General features: G+C 40.1%; 20 protein-coding genes and 5 pseudogenes. 22 read left to right on the forward strand and 3 right to left on the reverse strand.

The window, feature by feature from the left end; all coding sequences use genetic code 11:
- Nucleotides 1-7 precede the first annotated feature (7 nt).
- From BCAMP_RS10905 to srtB, 9 genes and pseudogenes are all read left to right on the forward strand, one after another.
- A complete protein-coding gene (locus BCAMP_RS10905) occupies nucleotides 8-835 on the forward strand; it encodes a hypothetical protein (protein ID WP_035315609.1) in 828 nt (275 codons plus the stop codon).
- 39 nt (nucleotides 836-874) lie between these two features.
- Nucleotides 875-2182, forward strand: coding sequence for a UDP-N-acetylmuramate--L-alanine ligase (gene murC, locus BCAMP_RS10910; protein ID WP_035315610.1), 1308 nt, complete (start codon nucleotides 875-877; stop codon nucleotides 2180-2182).
- Nucleotides 2183-2350: 168 nt separating this feature from the next.
- Nucleotides 2351-3010 (forward strand): heme uptake protein IsdC, encoded by a 660-nt coding sequence (gene isdC / locus BCAMP_RS10915; protein WP_035315611.1) that lies wholly within the window; start codon nucleotides 2351-2353, stop codon nucleotides 3008-3010.
- A gap of 9 nt (nucleotides 3011-3019) precedes the next feature.
- Nucleotides 3020-4321 carry an NEAT domain-containing protein gene (locus tag BCAMP_RS10920; RefSeq protein WP_051457056.1) on the forward strand — a complete coding sequence of 434 codons (1302 nt, stop codon included), beginning with the start codon at nucleotides 3020-3022 and terminating at the stop codon, nucleotides 4319-4321.
- Nucleotides 4311-4658: an NEAT domain-containing protein gene (locus tag BCAMP_RS12760; RefSeq protein WP_051457057.1), complete on the forward strand. Its 348-nt coding sequence runs from the start codon at nucleotides 4311-4313 to the stop codon at nucleotides 4656-4658. Before BCAMP_RS10920 ends, BCAMP_RS12760 begins: the two co-directional genes overlap by 11 nt.
- 1 nt (nucleotide 4659) lies before the next feature.
- Nucleotides 4660-6744, forward strand: a complete 2085-nt coding sequence (locus BCAMP_RS12765) for an NEAT domain-containing protein (RefSeq protein ID WP_198015778.1) — start codon at nucleotides 4660-4662, stop codon at nucleotides 6742-6744.
- 58 nt (nucleotides 6745-6802) lie between these two features.
- Nucleotides 6803-7675, forward strand: a complete 873-nt coding sequence (gene isdE, locus BCAMP_RS10930) for a heme ABC transporter substrate-binding protein IsdE (protein ID WP_035315612.1) — start codon at nucleotides 6803-6805, stop codon at nucleotides 7673-7675.
- Nucleotides 7665-8636 carry a FecCD family ABC transporter permease gene (locus tag BCAMP_RS10935; RefSeq protein ID WP_035315613.1) on the forward strand — a complete coding sequence of 324 codons (972 nt, stop codon included), beginning with the start codon at nucleotides 7665-7667 and terminating at the stop codon, nucleotides 8634-8636. Before isdE ends, BCAMP_RS10935 begins: the two co-directional genes overlap by 11 nt.
- A gap of 12 nt (nucleotides 8637-8648) precedes the next feature.
- A pseudogene (gene srtB / locus BCAMP_RS10940) lies at nucleotides 8649-9369 on the forward strand (class B sortase).
- A gap of 49 nt (nucleotides 9370-9418) precedes the next feature.
- On the opposite strand, the gene BCAMP_RS10945 reads toward srtB, so the two are convergent.
- Entirely contained in the window at nucleotides 9419-10534 is a 1116-nt protein-coding gene (locus tag BCAMP_RS10945) for an aminopeptidase (RefSeq protein ID WP_035315614.1), read from the reverse strand.
- Between the two features lie 268 nt (nucleotides 10535-10802).
- Here BCAMP_RS10945 and BCAMP_RS10950 point away from each other — a divergent pair, with 268 nt between their 5' ends.
- The 5 genes and pseudogenes from BCAMP_RS10950 (at nucleotide 10803) to rlmD (ending at nucleotide 15785) form a co-directional block, all read left to right on the forward strand.
- Nucleotides 10803-11264 carry a DUF948 domain-containing protein gene (locus tag BCAMP_RS10950; RefSeq protein WP_051457059.1) on the forward strand — a complete coding sequence of 154 codons (462 nt, stop codon included), beginning with the start codon at nucleotides 10803-10805 and terminating at the stop codon, nucleotides 11262-11264.
- Nucleotides 11265-11309: 45 nt separating this feature from the next.
- Nucleotides 11310-11789, forward strand: a pseudogene (locus BCAMP_RS10955) (YtxH domain-containing protein); the annotation flags it as partial.
- Between the two features lie 249 nt (nucleotides 11790-12038).
- On the forward strand, nucleotides 12039-13109 hold the full coding sequence (locus tag BCAMP_RS10960) for a bifunctional 3-deoxy-7-phosphoheptulonate synthase/chorismate mutase (protein ID WP_035315615.1): 1071 nt from the start codon (nucleotides 12039-12041) through the stop codon (nucleotides 13107-13109).
- A 230-nt stretch (nucleotides 13110-13339) separates the two neighbouring features.
- Nucleotides 13340-14339, forward strand: a pseudogene (gene ccpA, locus BCAMP_RS10965) (catabolite control protein A).
- A gap of 78 nt (nucleotides 14340-14417) precedes the next feature.
- Nucleotides 14418-15785, forward strand: a complete 1368-nt coding sequence (gene rlmD, locus BCAMP_RS10970) for a 23S rRNA (uracil(1939)-C(5))-methyltransferase RlmD (RefSeq protein WP_035315616.1) — start codon at nucleotides 14418-14420, stop codon at nucleotides 15783-15785.
- A gap of 58 nt (nucleotides 15786-15843) precedes the next feature.
- On the opposite strand, the gene BCAMP_RS10975 is transcribed toward rlmD, so the two are convergent.
- A complete protein-coding gene (locus BCAMP_RS10975) occupies nucleotides 15844-16149 on the reverse strand; it encodes a hypothetical protein (RefSeq protein WP_035315617.1) in 306 nt (101 codons plus the stop codon).
- Nucleotides 16150-16384: 235 nt separating this feature from the next.
- On the opposite strand from BCAMP_RS10975, the gene BCAMP_RS10980 reads away from it, so the two are divergent.
- The 7 genes and pseudogenes from BCAMP_RS10980 to BCAMP_RS11005 all read left to right on the forward strand — a co-directional run bounded on the left by BCAMP_RS10980 (nucleotide 16385) and on the right by BCAMP_RS11005 (nucleotide 23206).
- Nucleotides 16385-16873, forward strand: coding sequence for an RrF2 family transcriptional regulator (locus tag BCAMP_RS10980; RefSeq protein WP_035315618.1), 489 nt, complete (start codon nucleotides 16385-16387; stop codon nucleotides 16871-16873).
- A gap of 16 nt (nucleotides 16874-16889) precedes the next feature.
- Entirely contained in the window at nucleotides 16890-17525 is a 636-nt protein-coding gene (locus BCAMP_RS10985; protein ID WP_035315619.1) for a YhgE/Pip domain-containing protein, read from the forward strand.
- Nucleotides 17515-17727 carry a hypothetical protein gene (locus BCAMP_RS10990; RefSeq protein WP_198015779.1) on the forward strand — a complete coding sequence of 71 codons (213 nt, stop codon included), beginning with the start codon at nucleotides 17515-17517 and terminating at the stop codon, nucleotides 17725-17727. Before BCAMP_RS10985 ends, BCAMP_RS10990 begins: the two co-directional genes overlap by 11 nt.
- Nucleotides 17728-17747: 20 nt before the next feature.
- A pseudogene (locus BCAMP_RS14820) lies at nucleotides 17748-17891 on the forward strand (hypothetical protein); the annotation flags it as partial.
- A 297-nt stretch (nucleotides 17892-18188) separates the two neighbouring features.
- Nucleotides 18189-19616 (forward strand): YhgE/Pip domain-containing protein, encoded by a 1428-nt coding sequence (locus BCAMP_RS10995; protein WP_269479297.1) that lies wholly within the window; start codon nucleotides 18189-18191, stop codon nucleotides 19614-19616.
- A 240-nt stretch (nucleotides 19617-19856) separates the two neighbouring features.
- A pseudogene (gene mprF / locus BCAMP_RS15130) lies at nucleotides 19857-22465 on the forward strand (bifunctional lysylphosphatidylglycerol flippase/synthetase MprF).
- An 81-nt stretch (nucleotides 22466-22546) separates the two neighbouring features.
- Nucleotides 22547-23206 carry a DedA family protein gene (locus tag BCAMP_RS11005; protein ID WP_035315622.1) on the forward strand — a complete coding sequence of 220 codons (660 nt, stop codon included), beginning with the start codon at nucleotides 22547-22549 and terminating at the stop codon, nucleotides 23204-23206.
- Nucleotides 23207-23238: 32 nt separating this feature from the next.
- On the opposite strand, the gene BCAMP_RS11010 is transcribed toward BCAMP_RS11005, so the two are convergent.
- Nucleotides 23239-24174, reverse strand: a complete 936-nt coding sequence (locus BCAMP_RS11010) for a TIGR01777 family oxidoreductase (protein ID WP_035315623.1) — start codon at nucleotides 24172-24174, stop codon at nucleotides 23239-23241.
- 66 nt (nucleotides 24175-24240) lie between these two features.
- On the opposite strand from BCAMP_RS11010, the gene recX reads away from it, so the two are divergent.
- Complete coding sequence (gene recX, locus BCAMP_RS11015; RefSeq protein ID WP_035315624.1) at nucleotides 24241-25038, forward strand: recombination regulator RecX; 798 nt, start codon at nucleotides 24241-24243, stop codon at nucleotides 25036-25038.
- The last annotated feature ends 242 nt before the right edge of the window (nucleotides 25039-25280 follow it).

Genomic DNA, 25280 nt, shown 5'->3' on the forward strand with positions numbered 1-25280 from the left:
GAGAGACATGGCAGGCTGGTTTAAAAAAATGATGAGTAACGATGAAGAAAAAGGACAAACTGAGCAGAGACCAAGCGCTGATAAAGCTGTGGAGCAACGCTCATCGACCCGCAACAAGACAACACGTGATTACAATGAAGGTAGAGTCCGGATTGTAACGATGGACTCCGCGCATAAAAATAACCGTTTATCGGCCTCGACACCGTCGGATCAGTCCGAGGGAGAGCGCGTAAAACCACCAGTAGCTAAACCAACAAACGAAACAGTTAGTCAAACTGCTGAAACTGAGTCAAAGTGGCAGCCATCATCACGTGAATCACATTTTAAAGCACGTGAGATTCCGTCGCCTGTGTTCGGTTTTCAAAAACGTAACATGCAACAATTTTATCCGTCGAAGCCATTAACTAATGAGAGTAAACCAATGTCTCAGGCGATAACAGCGGAAGAAACGGGTGAAAAAATGGTGCCACCTGTTGAGCAAGTAGAGGCACAACAGCAACCAGTACCAGTCGAACCACCTGTTGAAAAAACAGCTGAGGTTGAAGCGATTGTTAGTGAAGCTGTTTTACCAATTGAAGAGCAACCAGCTTTGACGGAGACGTCAACAGCACCGGATGTATTAACAATTACAAAAGATGGCCGCGTTAAATTACCGCAATCAATTAAGCCTAAAGGTGAACAGTTTTCAAACGAGGAAATTCAACAGATTGCTCGTGTCGCAGCAGTTGAAATGACACGCCAAATTCGTTCAAAACAACGTAAAGGTGGACAAGCACAGACCGAACTTAATAACCGTTTGCAATTTTTTGGTGAACTGTTAAGTAAGAAAAAATAACGGAAGCGCAACTAAATCACTATGATGGAGGATTTTTAAATGAGTACATATCATTTTATCGGTATAAAAGGAACAGGGATGAGTGCATTAGCACAAATTCTACACGATGAAGGCAAGACCGTTCAAGGCTCAGATATTGACAAAGAATTTTTCACCCAACGTGCACTTGAACGTGCCAACATTAAGTTGTTACCGTTCGCTAAAGAAAACATTACAGCCGACATGGTTGTGATTCAAGGTGCAGCCTTTCCCGACACACATGAAGAAGTCGTGGCAGCCAAACAATTAGGTGCGACACTTTATCAATACAATGACTTTTTAGGGAAGTTAATTGAAGGCTATGCAAGTATTGCAGTGACAGGCTCACATGGTAAGACATCAACAACCGGTTTATTATCGCATGTGTTAGAAGGGATTACGTCAGTCTCATATTTAATTGGTGATGGAACTGGCCGTGGTGTTAAAGCAGCTAATTACTTTGCCTTAGAAGCCTGTGAATACCAACGACATTTCTTAGCCTATAAACCTCATTTTACGATTATTAATAACATTGATTGGGATCATCCTGATTATTTCAAGACCGAAGATGATGTTGTTGATGCCTTTCAATCGCTTGTTTATCAAACGAAAGAAATTGTTATTGCTAACGGTGATGATGAAAAAGTACGTTCATTAAAATTAACAACACCGGTTGTTTATTTCGGTTTAGGGGAAGAAAACAACTACCGCGCTACAAATATTAACCGTCATACAGCAGGCTGTACCTTTGATGTGATGATTGATGGCAAGTTATACGGCTCGTTCAATGTACCAACTTTTGGTGAGCACAATGTTCGTAATGCCTTAGCTGTCATTGCTTTTACACAATTACAAGGCTTGCCAATTGAAGCGGTACAAGCGCGGATGCGGACGTATGCAGGCGTGAAACGTCGCTTCAGTGAAAAAGTGATCGGTGATCAAATTTTATTTGATGATTATGCTCATCATCCTGCTGAAATTGAAGCAACGATTAACGCGGCTCGTCAAAAGTATCCTGATCGTCAGGTGATTGCGATTTTCCAACCTCATACATTTAGCCGAACAAATGCTTTCTTGCAAAATTTTGCTGAATCATTGAGCAAAGCAGATGCGACCTATTTATGTGATATTTTTGGATCAGCCCGTGAGCAAACTGGTGATTTAACGATTCAAGACCTCGGAGATTTAATTGAAGGTAGCCACATCATCCAAGAGCAACATACAGAAGTTTTAAAAGCATACAAAACGGGCGTATTACTCTTCATGGGTGCGGGTGACATTCAAAAATTCCAAAAAGCTTACGAATTAACGTTAACTGCGCAACAATAAGCACAGATAAAAAGCCCTCACTCAAATTGAGTGAGGCTTTTTATCTGTTAATAAAAGGGATAAAAAAAGCGATTGACAATGATAATCGTTATCAATTACAATTGAGAAGTGTAATTGAAACTATCAGTAACTCGAAGGCTTACTGTTACTTATAAGGGGGATATAAAGATGAAGAAAATAAGTATCTTAATCGCAGCGATTATTACAATGGCTGTGTGCAACATTTTTTTGGCAACACCAAGCAAAGCAGCGATAGCGGACGGGAATTACAAGGTTAATTATACTGTCTTAGACAGTGAGGCAAGTTCAGCTTCAATGGCAAATGACTACTTTGATAAACCAGCAGCCTTAACTGTGACTGATGGTAAAGCAACGTTGGATTTGCAAGTGAATCATAGTACCTGGATTACAGGCTTAACAGTCGCTGGCAGTCAAGGGCAAGTCTTGAGCTCGAGCAAAAGTGCGGATACCCGCAAAGTTCGATTTAATATCGGCGAAGCAAAACAATCGTTACCAGCAACGATTAAAGTTGATATTGATAACGAGAGCTTAAACTATCACCATAATTATAAAATCAATTTAAGTTTAGATTTATCAACAACTGATGAAGCCACTGCTGCGACGAGCAAAACGACTAAAACAGACGATAGTAGTGACGCAGCCGTTTCAAAAACAGACACAAATACGAGCGCTACAGGACAAACAAGTGCTGCGAAAGTCGCGAATCCAAAATCAGGCGATACGAATAGTTTAGCCTTATATGGTGGCCTAGCACTAGTAGCTGCGGTAGGTTTAATTATTAGCCGCAAAAAAAGAACAGTTAAATAGGGGGAGACAATGAAAACGTTAATTAAAAAATTAGGGATATTGGTAATTATCGCAACTGTTGTCATTAGCTTTTTGCCAGCCTATACAGCGACTGCAGCGACGTCGACGGACTTACAAGATGGTGCTGAATACAGGGTCGACGTTTCCTTATTAAAACCAGGAACCGGTGCAACAACCAAAGAAACGTCAGCAGCAAATCGATACATAAAACAACAGGCTACTATTAAGGTTGAGAACAACCAACCATACTTATACATAACGTTAAACAACCAAACGTATTGGCAAACACTCGCAACGAATTTAGCCTCAACCGCACCACAAGTCCCATCACCAGAGTCTAATTATACAGATATTTATCAAAATGTTACTGATGTCTCAACAGACGAAGCCAACAACACGAAAGTCGTAAAGATTAAATTTGATGATGTCAATGCGATTATTTATTCGTACATGCATATCAATGTTGCAGAGATTAAGTACGACAGCTGGTATCAAGCAGATATGAAAATGGATGTGTCGACACTTCAAATAGTGACAGAAGCACCGACATCACCGGATGCAAACAGCTCGATTGAAGCGCCAACAACTGTTTCAAGTGAGCCACAAAGTAGTACATCAACCGAACAAAACATCAATGTTGAAAATCCGGTTTTATCACAGAGTTCAGAAAGTGACACGCAAACGAGCACACCTTCAAGCAGTACAACACCCGCAACAAGTGAAGAAGCGCCAACAGTTATAACACCAACGCCTCCAACGTTAGATGAAGGAACCTATAACCTACCGTTCGAAGCGAAACATGCAACAAAAGATCAAGCGAGTACGATGCAAAAGTATTTCAATAACCCCGCTTTGATTCAAATAAAAAATGGTCGTAAATTTGTCGTCATGACGATAAATGATTCGAAGACAGTCACATCATTCCAAACAACAGTTGATGGGTCACTAACAGATGTGACCGTTTTATCAGAGGACACTGAGAACAACACCCGTACCGTTCAATTTGAAATCACAGATGAAACGGCCGAATTACTTGCACACGTTACGTATGCCGCAGTTATCGGTAACGGAAATATATACAATGGTAAGGCTGATTTCCGTTTGTTATTTGATACTACCGCCGCCAAATCAGCAGACGCGACGGATTATCCAACAGTCACAAAAACGGCCCTAGCTGACGGCACCTATACGTTACCGTTCGATGCACGCCATGCCACTAAAGAGCAAGCGAGTAGCATGCAAAAATACTTTAATAATCCTGTCTATCTTCAAATTAAAAGACGGCAAAAAATACGTCGCAATGACAATTAACGACTCAAAAACCGTCACTGCCTTTCAAACAACAGTCGGTGATGGGTTAACAGACGTAACAGTCCTATCAGAGGACACAGATAATAACACCCGTACCGTTCAATTTGAAATCACAGATGAAACAGCCACATTATTAGCACACGTTAACTATGCTGCAGATATGGGCAATGGTAGTATTTATAATGGAACAGCTGATTTTAAATTACTCTTTGATACGAACTATGCAGTGAAAGTTGCTGATAGCAGTTATCCACAAGCCGCGAAGCCAGCCTTGGAGGACGGTACGTATCGTCTAAACTTTGAAGCAAAACATGCAACCGAAGATAAAAGCGAGTAGCATGCAAAAATATTTCAATAACCCTGTCTACCTTCAAATTAAAGAGGGTAAAAAATATGTCGCAATGACAATCAATGACTCAAAAACCGTCACATCCTTTCAAACAACAGTCGGTGATGCGTTAACGGACGTGACCGTCTTATCAGAGGATACAGAGAAAAACACTCGCACCGTCCGATTTGAAATCACGGATGAAACAGCCGAGTTACTAGCACATGTTACGTATGCCGCAGATATGGGGAATGGTAATATCTATAACGGGAAGGCCGACTTCTATTTGTTATTTGAGACAGAAACAGCGACGAAGGTTGCCGATAGTGAATTCCCGGTAGCTCCAAAAGTTGCTTTAGCTGATGGTACCTATACGTTACCATTTGAAGCAAAACACGCAACCGAAGATAAAGCGAGTACGATGCAAAAATACTTTAATAATCCTGTCTACCTTCAAATTAAAGATGGAAAAAAATATGTGGCCATGACGATTAATGACTCGAAGACAGTTACTGCTTTTCAAACAACAGTCGGTGATGCGCTAACAGACGTGACCGTTCTTGCTACGGATGATGCAGCAAATACGCGCACAGTTAAGTTCCCGCTAACAGATGAAACTGCAGAATTACTTGCTCATGTTGGTTATCAAATCGAGATGAAAACGCGTAGTCTATATGTTGGGGCTGCCGATTTCCGCTTATTATTTGATACAACAAAAGCAATTAAAGTAGCTGATAGTCTGTTTCCTCAAGCTGGAACGATTGTTGACCCGGGCATACCAACAGAACCAACAGAACCAACAGAACCAACAGAACCAACAGAACCAACAGAACCAACAGAACCAACAGAACCAACAGATCCTTTACAATTAGTTAACAATCATCAATACACCATTAATTTCAAAGTGATGAAAGCAACCAGTGATGAACTCTCAATGATGGATGAATACACTGAAAAACCAGCAACAATCAAAGTTGAAGAGGGACAAGCCTATGCCTATTTAACACTCAAAAATAGCCATTGGATTACATCGTTTGCAACTGAGCAAGCGGGTAAATTTGTCGAGGCAAAAGTTGTGTCGAGTAATTTAGCGAACGACACCCGTGTCGTTAAGTATCCAATTGCAAATGCAACCGCTAAAACAAAAGCACAAACACATGTTGTAATTGATGATTTACCAGCAGTGTTTGGTGAAGATGGGTATGATGGGTTTTATGATGTTACCATTCAGCTAGAGAGTAACACGTTAACAGATGTTACGTTAACAGCCCCAACGGAACCAATTGATCCAACAAAACCGATTGAGCCAGTATTACCATCACCATCAGGACCAACATCACCTTTACCATCGGATAACGAGGATGAGGAAACAACACCAACTACCTACGTTGATCCATTTAATCTACAAAACAATCTTAAGTACACGATTGATTTTAAAGTATTACAAGCAAATTCAAACGAATTGTCTAAAATGGATGATTACACAGAAAAACCAGCCACAATAAAGGTTGAGAACAACCAACCATACTTGTATTTGACATTAACAAATAGTCACTGGATTAAAACGTTTGAAACAAATCAAAATGGTCAATATGTTGCGGCAGAAGTGGTTTCAATTAATAAAGAAGCTGACACTCGTATCGTTAAATACCCAGTAGTTAATGGTGCAGCTAAAACACCTGCACGTACACATGTACTTATTGATGATATTACCGGCTTTAGTTACGATCATACGTACGATGTAATTGTGGCATTAGATGCGGATTCGATTGTTGATATGACAGGTAAAGTCATTACGACGACGCCTGCAAAAACAGCTACAAACTCTGTAACTATGACTAGTCTTGTTGCCCCTGCTGTAGCAGACGAAGCAAGCACATTAAACACAAGTACAACGGTGCCTAATAATAATGCAGGTGATCACTTATTGAAACCGGCCTTTAACGGCGTTACAAATCAAAATGCAACCACAACAACCGAAAAAAATGCCAAAACAGCAGATACAACAAGCCTGATTATCTATGGTATGATTATCTTGCTAATTGGTGGCTATTTTATGCGACGTATACGTTTAGCAAAACGTATAAAAGAATAAAGTAACAAAGCCTTAGCAATTAATATCTGCTAAGGCTTTATTAAATAAGAGGTGACTTATGAAAAAAATAAAACAACTAGGTATTGTTCTATTAATGTTAGTGTTAGTAAGTGGGTGCGCAAAAGAAGAAACGAGTACAGCCAAAATGGTATCAGACAGTAAACGTGTGGTGTCAACAACTGTTGCAGCAACAGAAATCATGGCCAAACTAAATTATGAGCTCGTCGGAATTCCGACATCTGACAAAAAGTTGCCGTCGCGTTATCAAGAGGTGACTAAAACAGGCTCACCGATGAGTCCGGATTTAGAAATTATCCGTTCATTGAAACCCGATTTGGTACTGGGAACTAAAACCTTAGCCGGCGATCTGAGTGATGGCTTTAAACAAGCCGGTGTAACAGTTGATTTCCTTGATTTCAGAACAGTGGCAGCAATGCAAGCTGAAATCAAAAAACTCGGCCAAACACTAGATCGTGAGCGAGAAGCAACAGCCTTAAATAAAACATTAACGGATAAAACAGCTGCCGTTGCAAAGGCCGTTGCGGATAAAAAGAAACCTAAGGTTTTGATTTTAATGGGTATTCCTGGCAGCTATTTAGTTGCAACAGAACATTCGTACATCGGCGACCTCGTCAAATTAGCTGGTGGCGAAAACGTCATTCAAGATCAAAAACAAGAGTATTTAGCGTCGAATACTGAATTTTTACAACAGAGTAATCCCGATATCATTTTACGCGCTTCGCACGGCATGCCAAAAGAAGTGATTGAGATGTTTGATGAGGAATTCAAAACGAATGATATTTGGCAACACTTTAATGCCGTTAAAACTAAGCGAGTGTATGACCTTGACGAAACGTTATTTGGAATGACAGGTGCCCTTAATATGCCTGAAGCACTCGATCAAACGGTGGCCTACTTATATGAAAAATAGAACGATTTTGATGTATACACTATTGACAATCGCGATACTAGCGGTGCTCATTTGGGCGTTAATGACAGGAAGTATAAAGGTATCGCTCGCTGAATTAGTGACCGATTTTTTTAAGGCAAGCAATGAAAAGGTTGCGATTGTAAAAGACCTCCGCCTCCCCCGAATTATTTTGGCATTGGTTGCGGGCGCAGCCCTATCGGTATGTGGCTTATTGTTACAAGCAATTATGCGTAACCCGTTAGCAGACGCGGGCGTGATTGGTATTTCAGCTGGTGCGCACTTGATGCAAGTCTGTGTCGTTGTGTTGGTACCACAGCTGTTTTATTGGACAACAATGGTGAGTTTTGTGGGTGGCGCCTTAGCTTGTTTCCTCGTCTTTCTTTTTAGTGCACGTGCGAAATTAAATCCGCTGTCTTTAATTATTATTGGTGTTGCAATCAATGCTGTGTTCACAGGCTTAGGCGATTTTGTCCAAGGACTCAATCCGCAACTGACTTCGCAAGCCACCGTCAGTTTTGGTATGAAAAAGTGGTCAGATGTCGAATCCCTCGTATTATATGGTGGACTAGGATTAATCGCAGCCCTGTTTTTAACACGTTCATGCAATTTACTGGCGTTAAAAGATGAGGTGTTGATTGGGTTAGGCGTCTCATTGAAACGAAAACGATTGCTGATTGCAACGGTTGCTGTTTTATTAGCGGCGAGCGCGACTGCCATTGTTGGTGTGATTGCCTTTATCGGACTACTTGTACCGCATATTGCCCGCTCTTTATTGAAAACAAACGACCATCGAAAACTACTGCCATTTGTAATGATATTAGGAGCTTTCTTATTACTGGTCGCAGATACGTTAGGACGTAGTCTTGTGCCTAATGTTGAAATTGCGGCCGGAATTATGATGATGGTCATTGGCGGTCCCTTTTTAATCGCCTTAATGTGGCGCCAACAAATCATTCGTTAGAGGAGTGACGCGATGAAACGGAAAATAATCAATGGTGTATTGATTGTTGTATTAGTGTTTGCAAGCTATCAATTTATTAGTATTTACCTTGAAAATAAACATAATTTAAAAGTATTGGATGAGGTACAGTCAGTCTATCAAGAAGCCAATCAACCGAGTGAGCTAGGGAATACGAGTGCCTTTGCTGAGTTGCATAAAATTAATCCGGATATAACCGCATGGCTGACAATTGCGGGTACTGCGATTAATTATCCCGTCTTACAAGCAGCTGATAACGACACGTACTTAAAAACCAATTATCAAGGTGAACAGGCGAGAGCTGGGAGCATTTTTAAAGATTATCGCAACACAGAGGTGACACCGAAACATACCATTCTTTATGGGCATAATATGAAAGATGGTTCGATGTTTGCCGATTTACAAAAATATACCGATGCGGCTTTTTTTAAACAGCATCCAACCTTTGACTATGATACTCCTGAGGCAAGCTATCGCGTTGAAGTGTTTACAGTTTATGAAACGACCACCGATTTTTATTACATCGATACTGACTTTACAAAACCAGCAGCCTTTGCTCAATATTTACAAGACGTAAAAAAAACGCTCGCTCTACGAGACAAACGTGAAAGTAACTGATGAGGATCATATCATTACTTTATCAACGTGTGACACCGGCTTTGATTACGAAAAAGGCCGTTATGTCGTCCAAGGAAAACTTCAGAAAAAGGAATAAAAAAGACAGCGACCAAATAGTCGCTGTCTTTTTTGAGGTTTATATCAATCTATTGTAAATTTTCAGGGTTTAAGGCTTCTAACTCAGGAAGAACGAATAAACCATCGTTACGAATAAGGACATCATCAAAGTAGATTTGACCACCACCGTAATCAGCACGTTGAATATTTACCATATCCCAGTGAATGCCCGATTGGTTACCGTTGTATGCTTCATCGTAACATTGACCTGGTGTAAAGTGGAAACTGCCGCGGATTTTTTCATCGAATAAAATATCTTGCATTGGCTCAGCAATGTAAGGGTTAACGCCAATTGCAAATTCACCGATGTAACGGGCGCCTTCATCTGTATCTAAGATAGCATTTAATTTAGCGGGTTCGTTTGAACAAGTTGCGTCAATAATTTTACCATCCTTAAATGTGAGTGAGACGTTTTCAAAGGTCGTTCCGTTATAAGGTGATGGCGTATTGTGAGTGAGCACACCGTTGACAGAGTCGCGTACAGGAGCCGTATAAACCTCACCGTCAGGAATATTGTTTTGACCCGAACAGCGAATCGAAGGAATAGCTTTAATCGAGAAGCTAAGGTCAGTACCAGGGCCGACGATCCGCACACGATCCGTTTTATCCATCAACTGTTGTAATGGTTTCATCGCTTCATCCATCTTGCTGTAATCCAAGTTACAGACGTTAAAGTAGAAGTCCTCAAACGATTCTAAGCTACTGCCAGCTAACTGTGCCATCGCTTGGTTTGGATAACGTAATACTACCCATTTCGTTTCTTTTACACGTACGTTGCTGTGCATACTTCCAACCGTTTGACTGTGAATTGTGTTTTTCTCTGCTGGTACGTCTGCTTTTGCATTGATGTTATCGAATGCACGTAAGCCGATGTAGGCATCCATTTCTTTCATGACCTTTGTTTCAAAGTCGGCCTGTAATTTAAATTGTGGTAATGACGCACCGAGCAAGAGCTCGCGTTCAATTTGATTATCTTTTAAGGATACAAATGGTTGTCCACCTACGGCATACGCTTCTTTTACTAACGCTTTTACAAACTCGCGTTGGATGCCGAAATTTTCAATTAATACTTTTTCGCCTGCTTGTAAATTAATTGAATAATTAATCAAATTATGAGCCAATGTGTCTAGTCGTGAGTCTCTCATGTTATAATTCCCCCTTAGATTATGATGCACTCTCATTTTAACGCAATCAGCGCGATTACTCAATCCTAGATGGCAATCAAGCAAAATTAAGCTTGAAAAGAACAAGTTTAGCGGTTTTCGGTTAAATAAGTAGGAATTTTTTTGTTTTATTGTTAAAATAAATGTATGAACGTACTGCTATTTTGTTGAATGAGGTTAAAACTTCATATTAATAGTAATAGTAGCATTTGTTTCATCTTGAAAATAAGCATAAAAGGAAGGTGTACACATGATTGCGATTTTATATTGGGCTGCAATGGTTGCAGCAGTAGCATTATTGATTGGCGCCATCTTTTTAGCGAAAACCTTAAACGCGATGGCAAAAACAATGGATGCAGTAACCAAAACAATGGGAACGTTAGATACACAAGTAACAGGGATTACAACTGAAACGGAACTCATTTTAAACAAGGTAAACACTTTGGTTGAAGATGTTAATGGTAAGGTGGCTAAAATTGATCCTGTTTTTGATGCGCTCGGTGATATTGGTGTGTCAGTCCAAGATTTAAACTCATCTGTCAGAAACATGTCATCAACTGTTTCCAATAGCGTTAAAATGACGGAAGAAAAAGTTAGTAACACGGTTTCATACAGTAATGCCTTTGTAATGGTACGAGAATTGTTGAAAAAACGAAAAGAACATAAAAAAAGCACAACAAAACGAAAACTAACGAGGAGGATTTCAAAATGACAGAAAAAAAAAGGTCTTTCAACGCAGGATTTTGTATTAGGTAGTTTAATTGGTGTCGCAGTTGGTGCCGTCGCAGCTCTCTTGTTAGCGCCAAAATCCGGTCGTGAATTACGTTCTGATATTAATGATCAAGTTGGTACCATTAAAGAAAAAGCAGTCGATTATAAAGAGGTAGCTTTAGAAAAAGGTGCAGAATTCACAGATTATGCCAAAGTTCAAACGGGTGTAATTAAAGACCAGACAGCCCGTTTAACAGATACAGTTAAAACGAAGGCAGTTGAAGTAACCGATGCTGCTAAAAAATACGGTGTTAAAATCAAGTCATCAGCAGTCGATACGGCAGCTGAAAAAACAGAAGATATCGCAGTCTTATCACATGAAGTAAAAACAGCGTTGGCTGACAAAGCAACTGAGGCAACAACAAAAGTAACCGATGTGGCTGAAGTAACCGCTACAGAAGCAAAAAAAGTAAACAAAACAGCAAAAAAAGCAGTCGAAAAGATTGCGGATGAAGCTACAAAATAGTTAACGAGTTACATAAGGACTGTACGACAGGTGAATCTAAGGTTAATGACACGAACTGTCATTAACCTTTTTTATTTAGAAAGAAACAATAGTGAGAATTTTTACACAATTCAACTGCGATCTATGATAAAATAGAAGAAATTCACTACATAACGTTGTCAGAGGTTGTGTATTATGGTATTATAAAAACACATACACGCTTTAACGCTTAAAAGTGTAAAACATATTTGAGATGAGAGGGATTAAATTATGAGCAACCAAACATTAGAAGAACTACGTGCCAAAATTGATATCGTAAACAAAGAAATTTTAGATGCCGTCAATAAACGTCAATCGTATATTGCTGAAATTGGCAACGTCAAAAGTAAACAAGGTGTTCATCGCTACGATCCTATTCGTGAACGAGATATGTTAAATAAATTAATAGCAGTTAACGAGGGCCCGTTAACGAACCAAGAACTAGAGCATACCTTCAAAGAAATTTTTAAAGTTGGCTTAGAAAAACAAGAGCAGAGCAAACAAAAAGAATTATTGGTTTCACGTAAGCGCCAACCAGAAAATACAATTGTCCAAATTAACGATGTTGAGATCGGTAATGGCAAACCTGCCTTTGTCTTTGGCCCATGTGCGGTAGAATCATTAGAACAGACGGCAGCAGTAGCCACTAAAATCAAAAGTAAAGGGTTGCAATTAATGCGTGGTGGCGCCTTTAAACCTCGTACATCACCCTATGATTTCCAAGGCTTAGGTGTTGAAGGACTTGAAATTTTAGACACTGTCCGTAAGCAATCCGGCTTAGGTGTCATCAGTGAAATTGTTTCACCAGTAGATGTTGAAATCGCCTGTGAAAACATCGATGTGATTCAAATCGGTGCCCGTAATATGCAAAACTTTGAATTGTTAAAAGCCGTTGGTAAAACGAATAAGCCAGTTTTATTAAAACGTGGTTTAGCGGCAACAATTGATGAATTTATTCATGCAGCAGAATACATACTTGCACAAGGTAATCCAAATGTTATCTTATGTGAACGTGGTATTCGTACGTATGAAAAAGCGACACGTAATACGCTTGATTTATCAGCAGTACCGATTTTAAAACAAGAGACACATTTACCAGTAATGGTTGATGTAACACATTCTACCGGACGGAAAGACATTATGTTACCGTGTGCGAAAGCAGCTTTAGCTGTTGGTGCAGATGGTGTGATGGCAGAAGTTCATCCAGATCCAGCTGTCGCTTTATCCGACTCAGCCCAACAAATGAACTTCGAAGAATTCGATGCTTTCTGGTCTGAATTAGAATCCTTTTCGCAAAAATAATTAGTTCTGTAACAAACGGATATATTTGAGGGAACTGTCTAGTTTACACTAGATAGTTTTTTTTGTTTTCATTAATTTTCAAAGAATAAATCATAGGTTATGAAAAAGTTTGCAAAACATAGCATTTAGTAGTATTATAAATGTATATTGGTTACGTTTACATTTCAAGGTTTAAGTGAATATAAACTACATGGATGAAAAAATATAAAAACAACTGAAGGAGAATTTACATGACAATTACAATTTATGATGTGGCCCGCGAAGCAAGTGTCTCAATGGCAACGGTTTCCCGTGTCGTTAATGGCAATCCCAATGTTAAACCAGTAACAAGAAAGAAAGTGCTTGATGTTATCGAACGTTTAGGCTACCGCCCAAATGCGGTTGCACGAGGGTTAGCAAGTAAAAAAAACAACGACTGTCGGTGTCATCATTCCAGATATTTCAAACGTGTTTTTTGCGGAACTTGCCCGTGGAATTGAAGATATTGCAACGATGTATAAATATAATATTATTTTGAGTAATTCAGATAATAATGCTGAAAAAGAATTAGTTGTGTTAAACACATTACTCGGTAAGCAAGTCGATGGTATTGTTTACATGGGTAATAAAATTTCGGATAAGGTGCAAGAAGAATTAACGCGTTCACACACACCAATCGTATTAGCGGGGGTATTGGACACAACGGATACGATTCCAAGTGTTAATATTGATTATAAGCAATCAACTTACGCCGTTGTATCTGAGTTGTTGGCTAAAGGGCATCAACACATTGCCTTTTTAAGTGATGGTCATGAAAACACGAATACGCGTGCTAAATACGATGGCTATGTGATGGCATTGACTGAGGCAAAACTAACAGTCAACCCTGATCTTGTTGTGGAATTGAGCGGCAACAATTACAACCAAGGTACATTAGGATGGGCACAATTGGCGGATAAACAAACGAAAGTTGAGGCGATTTTTGCTTCAGATGATGAAATTGCTATCGGTGCTTTAAACGCGGCACAAGACGCGGGTGTGAGTGTACCGAACGAGTTAGAAGTTATTACTTCGAACAATACGAAAATCACGTTAATGGCACGGCCACAATTGACAACAGTCGTACAACCATTGTATGATATCGGTGCAGTTGCAATGCGACTTTTAACGAAATTACTCAATAAAGAAGAGCTCACATCACCGCATGTGACATTACCTTATACGATTCAAAAACGAGGCACAACCAAATAGCACCAACGCGGGCGATTGGGTCAAACTGACTCAGTCGCCTTCTGTGAGTTAGCCGTTGGATGAAGGAGAGAATGTATCATGTATCAAGCACTACCAGTGCATAAAAACGAAGAAATTGATTTAATCGTTGAAAGCTTATCACACGAAGGTGTCGGCGTTTGTAAAGTTAACGGCTATCCGATTTTTGTGAAAAGTGCCTTGCCCGGAGAAACAATTAAAGTGAAAATCACTAAAACGTTGAAGAACTATGGTTTTGGACGTTTACAAGCAATCATTACACCGTCTCCAGAGCGTGTTACGCCACCGTGCGCCGTTTATGCGCAATGTGGCGGTTGTCAATTACAGCATCTCTCATATAAAGGACAGCAGGAATTCAAACAACAACATGTTATTGATGTTTTTCAACGATTAGGACATTTTGCAGATGTCACTGTTTTACCAACGAAAGGGATGGACAATCCTTGGGCTTACCGCAATAAGTCACAGCTCCCTTATGGCGAAGTCAACGGTATGAATCGTCTTGGCTTTTATCGTGAACGTAGTCATGACCTAATTGCCACTGAGACATGTTTGATTCAAAACACGCATAACGATGCAGCGATGCAAGCTATTAATACAATCTTAGCGAAGCATGAGGTGTTTCCTTACAATGAGCGTACAAACAAAGGTACCTTACGTCATGTGATGTTACGTTATGGTCGCAGTACGAATGAATTGATGGTCGTTTTAATTACACGGACACCCGATATGCCACGTCGTCGTTTAATTGTTGAAGAAATTGTGGCTGCTGTCCCTGAGATTGTCAGTGTCTATCAAAATGTGAATAAACTGAAGACAAATGTCATCTTCGGAGACCAAACAATCCATCTCTATGGACAAGATACTATCGAGGATACGATTCACGATGTTAAATTTAAAATATCACCACGGTCATTTTATCAAATCAATCCGGAGCAAACAGAAGTGTTGTATGCCGAAGCACTTAAAAGTGCAGGCTTAACAGGTTCTGAGAATGTCATCGATGCATACTGTGGTATCGGTTCAATTTCATTATGCCTCGCGAAAGGTGCCAAACATGTCTACGGTGTTGAAATTGTGCCAGAAGCAATTGAAGATGCGAAAGAAAATGCCTTGTTGAACGGCTTAACGAATACAACCTTCGAAGCAGGTCCTGCCGAAGTTGTCATTCCGAACTGGTATAAACAAGGTGTTACAGCCGACGTTATTTGTGTCGATCCGCCCCGTAAAGGCTGCGATGAGAAATTATTAAATACACTTCTAAAGATGAAACCAAAACGAATTGTGTATGTTTCATGTAATCCAGCCACCTTAGCACGTGATGCACGCGTGCTCGTTGATGGTGGTTATACCCTCAATGAGGTGCAACCAGTGGATATGTTTCCGCAAACTGCTCATGTAGAGGCGGTTTGTTCGTTCAGTTTATAGTGAAAAAAGACAAAAAAAGTCGTACCGACCACAGTGTAAGTGGTTAGTACGACTTTTTTTATTCGAATTCAATCGAGATGATGGCTTCATCAAGCGAATCTAACATCTCGTATTTAGCGATGAAATCTTCCCATGAAGATACGCTCGTGTCTTTACGGACTTCGAGTTTTAGTTTTTCAAACACGTTTCCAACAAAGTCGAGCCACATTTTATTTGTGGCTCGCATCATTTTTTCTTCCGTCCATCTTTTCTTGTTCGGACGACGTTTGTTTTTGGCCTCTTGGTAGGCAAAGGCATTCTCGATGAAAATCGTATGTGCCGATAAATTCGCTTCCAAGTATTCGGTCAGTTCTAACTTTGTCATATAGCTGTACTCCTTTATCATTGATTAGTTGTAAATAACAGTTCGCTCATTAAATACCTCACTATCTATTATAGCACTGCGAGCTCAGACTGCCACCATTCTATCTATATTAACGAAAATTAGAATTTTTTTTGCCAAAAGACTTGCCTTTTTTGAGAGAAAGTACTATATTGTATTAGGGACAACAAAAGACCCTAAAGGACAATGAAAAGCGCTATAGTGAGGTGGAGAACAAATGAAGTTTTCTAAGAGTATGAAGCAAGCGATTTGTATCATGGTGTTACTTGCGACGCAAACGGCCGATAAGTCGCTGAAATCACAAGATATTAGTGAGCGATTGCAAATGTCACAGGCTTATTTGAAGAAGATTATGCGTAAATTAGTTGTGGCAGATTTAATTAAATCGGTTTCAGGCAATAACGGTGGTTATATGATTGCCAAATCAATTGATGAAATGACCTTGTATGACATTTATTATGCGGTATGCGGCCCAGTGCAAACATTCAGTGATGAAGATGATATGCTGTTACAAGCATTTAGTGGTGGCATGTATGCCGAAGATGGCTTGCAAGCACTGGAAAAAGTGTTTTTACAAATGGATGCGGGCATAGAACGGTTTTTAAAAGGTATTATTGCTGGACCGTTTTTAACTAATATATTAGGTGTCACAGACATACCACAAGTCGATTGGACCAACAGGGACCAAAATATAAGTAGTAAGTAAATGGGGGAATAGGTGTATGTGGAAACAACAATGGAAAACTTTAGCAAGTAATCGTACCTTATTAATTTCGGTGATTGTGTTACTTTTTATCCCGATAATGTATGCAGGCACTTTTTTAGGATCGATTTGGGATCCGTATGGCAAGACTGAAAATTTCAAAGTCGCGGTCATCAATCACGATCAAGCGGTTGAAATGGACGGCGAAAAATTAAATGTCGGAGAACAATTGGTTGATAACCTGAAAGAAAATGACACCTTTGATTGGCAATTCGTTAAAAATGAGACCAAAGCGAATGAACAACTTAAAACAGGTGACTACTACATGGTTATCACTATTCCAACAGATTTCTCGAAAAATGCAGCGACACTATTAGATGATGAACCGCAAAAAATGCAGTTAAATTATGCTACGAACCCGGGTAAAATTATGACAGGGGACTTAATCGCCACTCAAGGGGCGACAACAATTAATCAAACGATTTCACAAACAGTAACGGAACAGTACAGTCAAGCCTTATTTGCACAAATCACTAAAATGGGTGATGGCTTTGGTGAGGCAGCTGACGCCTCTAGTAAATTGACCAAAGGGACTAACACAGTCAAAACCGGTAATGAAACAATTGCCGAAAACCTCAAAAAAAATGTCAGATAGTACCTTAACGTTTCAATCAGGTAGCGAACAATTGGTTGTGGGGGTAGAAGCCTTACAAACAGGTGTAAACCAATTGAATACAGGTGCAACAGCATTAACAACAGGTGTATCAACCTATACAAATGGCGTCGGTCAACTGGCTGAAGGTTCGACACAGCTGGCAAGTGGCGCGAATCAGCTCACAAGTAATTCAGCCAATTAACAACGGGAGCCAACAGCCTAGCAAACGGATTAGGTCAATTGCAAGCGGGTAGTTCAACACTACAAACAGGTGTGAGCGCTGTTGCTGATGGGAATCAGCAATTAAGCACTGGTTTAAATGAGTTAGCAACAAAAGCACCAGCCTTAACAGCGGGCATCGATCAACTCGTAGACGGTCAAACGAGTTTAACTGCCGGTTTAACGACGCTGAGTGATAAAGGTGGAGACTTAGTAAGTGGTGTGAAACAATTACAAGCCGGTATCAGTCAATTAAGTGATGGTTTGGCTGGTGATTTACCGGCGATTGATACGGCAGCGATTGAGTCAGAGTTAACCACTGTTGGTACAAGCATGCAAACAATTGCTAGCAGCGTACAAGCGCCAGCTGACTCAGCTGAAGTGAAAGCGGTGCAGCAGACAGCCGCCTTCAAAGCATTAACACCCGCACAACAAACCGAATTGATGACGGCTTTACAAGGAGCAGTCGGATCCAAAGCACAACAACAAGGCGCAGCATTAGCAAGTGCTAAAGAAAGTCTTACAAATGTGGCGACAGCTTTACAGGCGATTGGTGATGCTGGTTTAACTGAAAAAGTGACTGCTCTGAAGACTGGCGTAGCTCAACTTCAAACCGGGATTGACCAACTTGCACCAGGATCAGAACAATTAATCGCGGGCCTTAATGAGGCTCAAACAGGTAGTGAAGCGTTAGTCACAGGAGCGAAAAAAGTACAAGCAAGCGCTCCAACATTAACAGATGCAATTAATACAGCAGCAGCTGCAAGTGCGAAATTAGCAAATGGATCCTCTCAAGCTAATGAAGGTGTTTCACAACTTGCAACGGGACTCAACAGTGCTTCAACCGGTTCAGAAACGCTTAATAGTGGCCTAACAACTTATACAAATGGGGTGGCAACCTTAGGTGAGGGTGTTACTACTTTACATAATGGTGCAGCTGAACTTGCTGCTAATTCAGGTCAACTCCAAGCGGGTGCGTCTCAACTAGCAGACGGCACACAACAATTGGCAGCTAAAACACCTGCTTTAGCTAGTGGTGTCGGACAATTAAATGATGGTGCAAGCCAACTGCATGACGGTTCAACTAAATTAGCAGAAGGCTCTAATAAATTAACAGATGGTTTAACTCAGGTAGCAAGCGGTACTGTTAAATTAGGTGACACTTTAGGTGAAGCCTCAAATAAAGTAGCAGATACGAACTTGAAAACAGCCAATGCAAAAATGGTGGCAAAACCAACTGATTTAAACAAAACAGAATTAAGTAAAGTACCTAACTATGGTCATGGTTTAGCACCTTATGTAATGGCCTTAGCCTTATTTGTAGGCTCATTAACCTTTAATGTTATTTTCCCGATTGAGGTACCTGTCTCTTATCCGAAATCAGCACTGTCATGGTGGTTTAGTAAATTCAGCGTGATGATTGCGCATGCGATTGTCCAAGCGCTCTTATTAGATGTTATTATGGTGTTAGGGCTCGGTTTAGAGGTGGAACATATGGGACAATTTGTGCTTGTATCACTCTTTACATCACTTGCCTACATGTCGATTGTATCGTTCTTAGCGATTACCTTTGGTAACCCAGGTCGTTTCATGGCAATGATTTTACTTGTCTTACAATTAGGTGCAAGTGCCGGAACCTTCCCATTACAATTAACGAATGGTTTCTTCCAAGTCTTGCATACAGCTTTGCCAATGACATATGCAGTCAATGGTTACCGTCAGGCGTTAACAGACGGTTTATCAAACGGTGTAGTGGGTCAAACACTCGTTGTTATGACACTCTTTATCCTTGCATTCAATGCCCTTTTAATCGGAGTCTTACATTTGAAACGAACAAAAAATTACCGTTTAGAAGGAACTATCGAAGCTTAATTGCATGAAAATAACTATTCAGTCTTATCATCTCGTAAACAAACGCACTGTAATAAAATGCGAAAGAAAATGAAGTCTGTTTGGATTTTGTCTACAATGTGAAACAAGTCGTCTAAAGGCGACTTGTTTTTTTTGGACTCATTTGACTAACGTGACAACAATGTAAGTAGTGTTGAGGTAGTAATTTATAACCAAAACAGTTAGAATGGAGATATTATGTCATGTTAGGGGTTTTATACTATGAAAGTACTGTTTAAACGCATATTACAGTTTTTAAAAACAAATAGTCGGACTGTTAAATTTGTTTTCATTGGTTTGATTGTGGCTGTTTTAACTTTTGTGTTAGTGTCTGAAGGGCGCAACATCAATTATCCGCTGTTGAAAGCACATATGGTCGAACAAACGCCGCAAACAATCGGTTTAGTGTTATTGGTCGGTGTTATCGCCTTGCTCCCGATGTTATTGTATGATTTTGTACTTGTTACATTATTACCGCGTAAATATTCAAAAATGCAAATTGTACAAGCTGGGTTTATTGCCAATACCTTTGCCAATATTGGTGGTATGGGTGGGGTAGTTGGCGCTTCAATACGAATGTTGTACTACGGTAATGAAGAGGTTAAAAAGAAAGATTTACTGTATGCCTTATCTAAAATTGGCTTATTCTTATTATCTGGCCTATCAGTCTTAGCTGTTGTCATCTTATTGTTTTTCATGGTTCCTAGTTATACACAACATGTTCATAAGTACTGGCCATGGCTAGTGGCGTGCTCGCTTTATTTACCTGTTCTGTGGTTTTTGACGAACAGTAAAAAGTACACGTTCTTTACAGATTTGACGCCGAAGAAGAAAGGTGTACTCGTGTTTGCTTCAACGATGGAATGGCTCGCCTCAGGCTGTGCGTTTGTCGTGATTGGCTGGTTGTTAAATGAACCGGTGAATGTCATTAAACTATTCCCGGTCTTTATTATCGCATCGATAGTCGGAATTGTTTCATTGATTCCCGGTGCTTTAGGATCGTTTGACTTAGTGATGTTGCTTGGAATGAGTGCACTCGGAATTAATAGTGAACTTGCGATTGCATGGGTGTTGTTTTACCGGATTGCGTATTATTTTGTTCCATTTTTCTTATCAGTCTTTATTTTAATGAGTCATGGCGTGCGCAAGTTGAATTTGTTTTTAGAAGGCATTCCGGCGCTAGCAATCCGAAAAGTCGCTCATATTACACTGGTTTGTTTCGTTTATTTAGCAGGTATATTGCTCATTTTAACTGCTGCCGCGCCAAATGTCGGAAACCATTTTAAACTGGTCCATGACGCAAAAAGTTTTGGTTTTATCTTTTTATCTCAGCTGACGGCTGTTACATATGGCTTTATCTTAATTGGTCTCGGACGAGGGATTGAGCGTAAAACAAAAAAAAATGTACCTAGTGACCGTAATAGTCCTTGCCTGTGCGATTTTAAATACTATCTTACGAGGTGTTTCGCTTAAACAAACGCTTATTTTAGGAGTAGTATTACTTTGTTTAGTATTAGCACGCAAGGAGTTTTATCGTGTTAAATTTGTCTATACGTGGAGTCGAGCGTTAATTGATACCTTTATTTTTAGTGTCGCCATTTTTGTTTATCTCTGGATTGGTATTTATAATCGTCCATCACTCCGAAAACCTCACGTTGTCCCCGACTGGATGGTTGTTAAATCGCAAGAAATTTGGTTTTTAGGTATCATGGGAATTTTAATTGCTGGTCTTATCTTGGCGTTGCTTTATGTGTATACGACTTATACAACCGAAACATTAGGTTCACCCTATAATAAAACGAAAATCGAGAAGCACTTTGCAACCTATGGTGGGAATGATATTTCGCATTTGGTTCATTTAAGAGATAAACATATCTTTTGGTCAAGTGACGATAAACTGATGTTTATCTACCGTACATATGCCGATAAGATGGTCATTATGGGGAATCCGATTGGCGATCTCAGCTACACGCAGACGGCAGTAGAAGAACTAATGGTTCGGGCCAATCAGTTTGGCTACCGTCCAGTCTTTTATGAGATTGATGAGGCAATGATTGCGATGTTGCATGAACATGGATTTGACTTCATGAAAATTGGCGAACAAGGCTATGTCGATGTGGAAAACTTCACCTTAACAGGTAAAAAGAAAAAAAGGCTTGCGGGCTGCTATCAATAAAGTTGAACGTGAGGAATTTGTCTTTGAAATGATCCAGCCGCCATTTACGGCGGAATTGATGGCGGAGTTAAAAGCGGTATCTGATAATTGGTTAGGTAACCGCAAAGAAAAAGGCTTTTCGCTTGGTTTCTTTGATGCAAGTTATATCGAAGCGGCGCCGGTTGCAGTCGTTAAAAATGAAAATGGGCGTATTGTCGCTTTCGCGACGATGATGCCTTCACATACAACCACATTATCTTCGATTGATTTGATGCGCCATTCAGAAGAGGCACCATCAGGTATTATGGATTTCTTGTTCGTCAATTTATACCAATGGTCGCAAGCGAATGGTTATCAAGAATTCAACCTCGGGATGTCACCGCTCTCAAACGTCGGTGCAAGTCGCTATGCGTTTGTCAGTGAACGAATTGCCGGGTTTATTTATCGCTTCAGTCAAGACTTCTACGGATTTCAAGGGTTGCGTAATTATAAAAATAAATTTGTTTATGACTGGCGCCCACGTTATATTGCCTTTCGTAAAAGTAGTTCAATTGCCTTTACGATGATTCAACTAATGTTATTAATAAGCAAACGACGCTTGTTAGCGCCACAAGATATTCAGTATGATGATGTAACAGTGAGCGAGGACTCTTCTGAAGTAAGCGATCGTTCTTAAATCCTAGCTTATAACTTTATTTATCCCTCGAGGGTATGCTATTATTTAAGGGTAAGTAAAAGTAGGAAAGAGAGCGATTGAATGACAATTATACAGAGTATCATTAGTTTCATAATCCATATCGATACACATTTAGTAGAGATTATCCAAATGTTCGGTGGCTGGTCGTATGGTATTTTGTTCGCCATCGTCTTCGTTGAAACCGGCTTAGTTATTTTCCCCTTTTTACCGGGAGATTCGTTGCTTTTTGCTAGTGGCGCATTAGCTGCAATGGGCTCGTTTGATTTAAAATGGTTGTTGATCATCTTTTTAGCAGCTAGTATTATTGGTGATTCGGTCAACTACGAAATCGGTAAGTTAATCGGGACATCGATTCCGAAAAACAGCTGGTTAGGTAAGGTTATTAGTGAAGAACGAATTGCGGTAGCAACAGCCTTCTTTGATAAACACGGGGGCAAGACGATTGTCTTTGCACGTTTTATGCCATTTATTCGAACCTTTGCACCCTTTATTGCGGGTGCTTCACGGATGCGTTATCGTCAGTTTTTAATGTACAATGTCATTGGTGCCGTTTTGTGGGTATTCCTCTTTGTAATTATTGGTTTCTTTTTTGGCAATATCCCCTTTGTGAGTGAGAACTTCTCCGTAGTCATCTTGGCGATTATTTTTATCTCGATTTTACCAGCGGTAGTTGGTTGGCTCAAGACGAGCCTACAGGAGAAGAAAAAAGAACGAAAATAAAGTACATAAACAGTAAGAGAGGTATCCGTGTATTAGCGGATGCCTCTCTTTGTTTGAACTAACATTGTTAAGGCCTCTTTTAAAAAGGGATAGTTAAAAGTGAAGCCAGCGTCTGTCAATTTAGTGGGGATTACACATTGGCCCTCGGTGATTAAAACAGCTGAATCACCTAAAAGTGTGTGTAGCATGAAGCGTGGTAACGGAAAAAAGCACGGTCGGTGAAGTGTTGTTGCTAATTGTTTGGCAAAGTCAGCTTGTCGAACAGGATGAGGGGCACTCAGATGAACGACACCATCCAATTGTGGTTGTTTAATGATAAATAGTAAGGCTGCAACACAGTCTGCGAGATGAATCCAAGAATACCACTGTTCACCAGAGGCGATTTTGCCACTGAGGCCCAATTTAGTAATCAGTCGCAGTGGCGCAAAGGCTCCTCCTTTAGGGGCGAGAATTAAGGCGAAGCGGCAATAAACGACTCTCACACCTAGTTGAGCGACTGCAGCTGCACTAGCTTCCCACTGTTGAACCACTGTGCTTAAAAACGAATCGTCAGGTGAATAGCTCTGTGAGTCGTAATAGGGGGTATCATCCGCTGGATAAAAGCCGATAGCACTAGCGTTAATCCAGACATCAGGTTTGACTGTAAGCTGTTGGACAAACAAAACGAGAGCACGTGTGCTATCGAGACGACTCGCCGTTATTTCAGCTTTTGCTTGCGTCGTCCATCGTCGAGGCCCAATCGGGGCGCCTGCTAAATTATAAATCACGTCAAATTTCAACTGTAACTGCTCGACAGTATAGCTGATTACGTTAGCTGAGGGTGGACACCATGTGATAAAATGAAGATAGGTTGAGGATTTGTTAGTCGGTGATCTCGTTAAAATGTAAACATGATGTTGCTCGGCAATGAGTGCTGCCGTTAAGTGTGAACCGATTAAGCCGGTTCCACCGCTAATAAGTATATTCATCCCAAAACCTCCTCGGTTGATAACTCTAGTTTAGCTTATCAACGAGCAAAAGGAAGGAAGAGTGACTTGAAGAAAATCACAAAGATTGAAGTACAGAAGAAAAATGAGGAACGTTTTAATATATATATCAATGATGAATTCAGCTGTGGCGTTGATATGGCTGTTTTGACGAAGTTAGGATTGCGTAAAGGCATGGAAGTTGATGATGACTTGTTGGCAGAAATGACCGATGAAGAAACGCATCGGAAGGCGATTAACCGTGCCTTGGTCTACCTAGCGGTGAGGATGCGATCAGAAAAAGAAATCATTGCTGATTTACAAAAGAAAGAGTATGAAGAAGATGCGATTGATGCAGCCTTAGTATATTTACGCTCGAACAAGTTTGTCGATGATAATGCCTTTGCAAAAATGTTTTGTCGGACGATGGTTAATACAACCTTAAAAGGACCGCAGTTAATTATTAGAGAGCTGCGCCAAAAAGGGATTGCTGAAAATGACATTGAAGAAGCCCTCACTTATTTTACCGATGAACTACATGATGAGCATTTGTATAAGGTCTTGCATAAGGTGGCTCGGACACAACATAACGTATCGCAGGTTAAGTTGAAACAGAAATTACAAACAACTGTCATGGTTAAAGGGTATTATGGCAATAAAGACGTGTTAGAATCTGTCTTGCAAGAGTTTGTTTCTGATGAAGAAGAAGCGGATGCCCTGAAACTACAGTATGAGAAATTCGAACGGAAGTTTAGCAAGTATAAAGGTTACGAACAAAAGAGTAAGATTATTAAAGGATTAATGCAAAAAGGTTTTAAATATGAAGCGATTCAAAACATGTTAGCAGATTTAGACGAAGAGTATTGAAATAAGGAAGTAGTATGTTAACCAAAAAGAAAGCACTCATTTTTTGAGTGCGTCAGACTGAAGATAAACGCTGTTCTAGGTCGTCAATGCCTCGCCTTCTCGGAGTCGAGTACCATCTGTACACTCACCTCAAAGGCTCGTGTTTCCTAGAACAAAAGAATTTAAAGCCGTTCTAAACGGCAAGTGATTGGAGAAAATAACGTCTCGACTATTTCCCGTCGATGCGTTATTTTTGAATCACC

This window comes from Brochothrix campestris FSL F6-1037 (genome assembly GCF_000525915.1).
Lineage (GTDB): Bacteria > Bacillota > Bacilli > Lactobacillales > Listeriaceae > Brochothrix > Brochothrix campestris.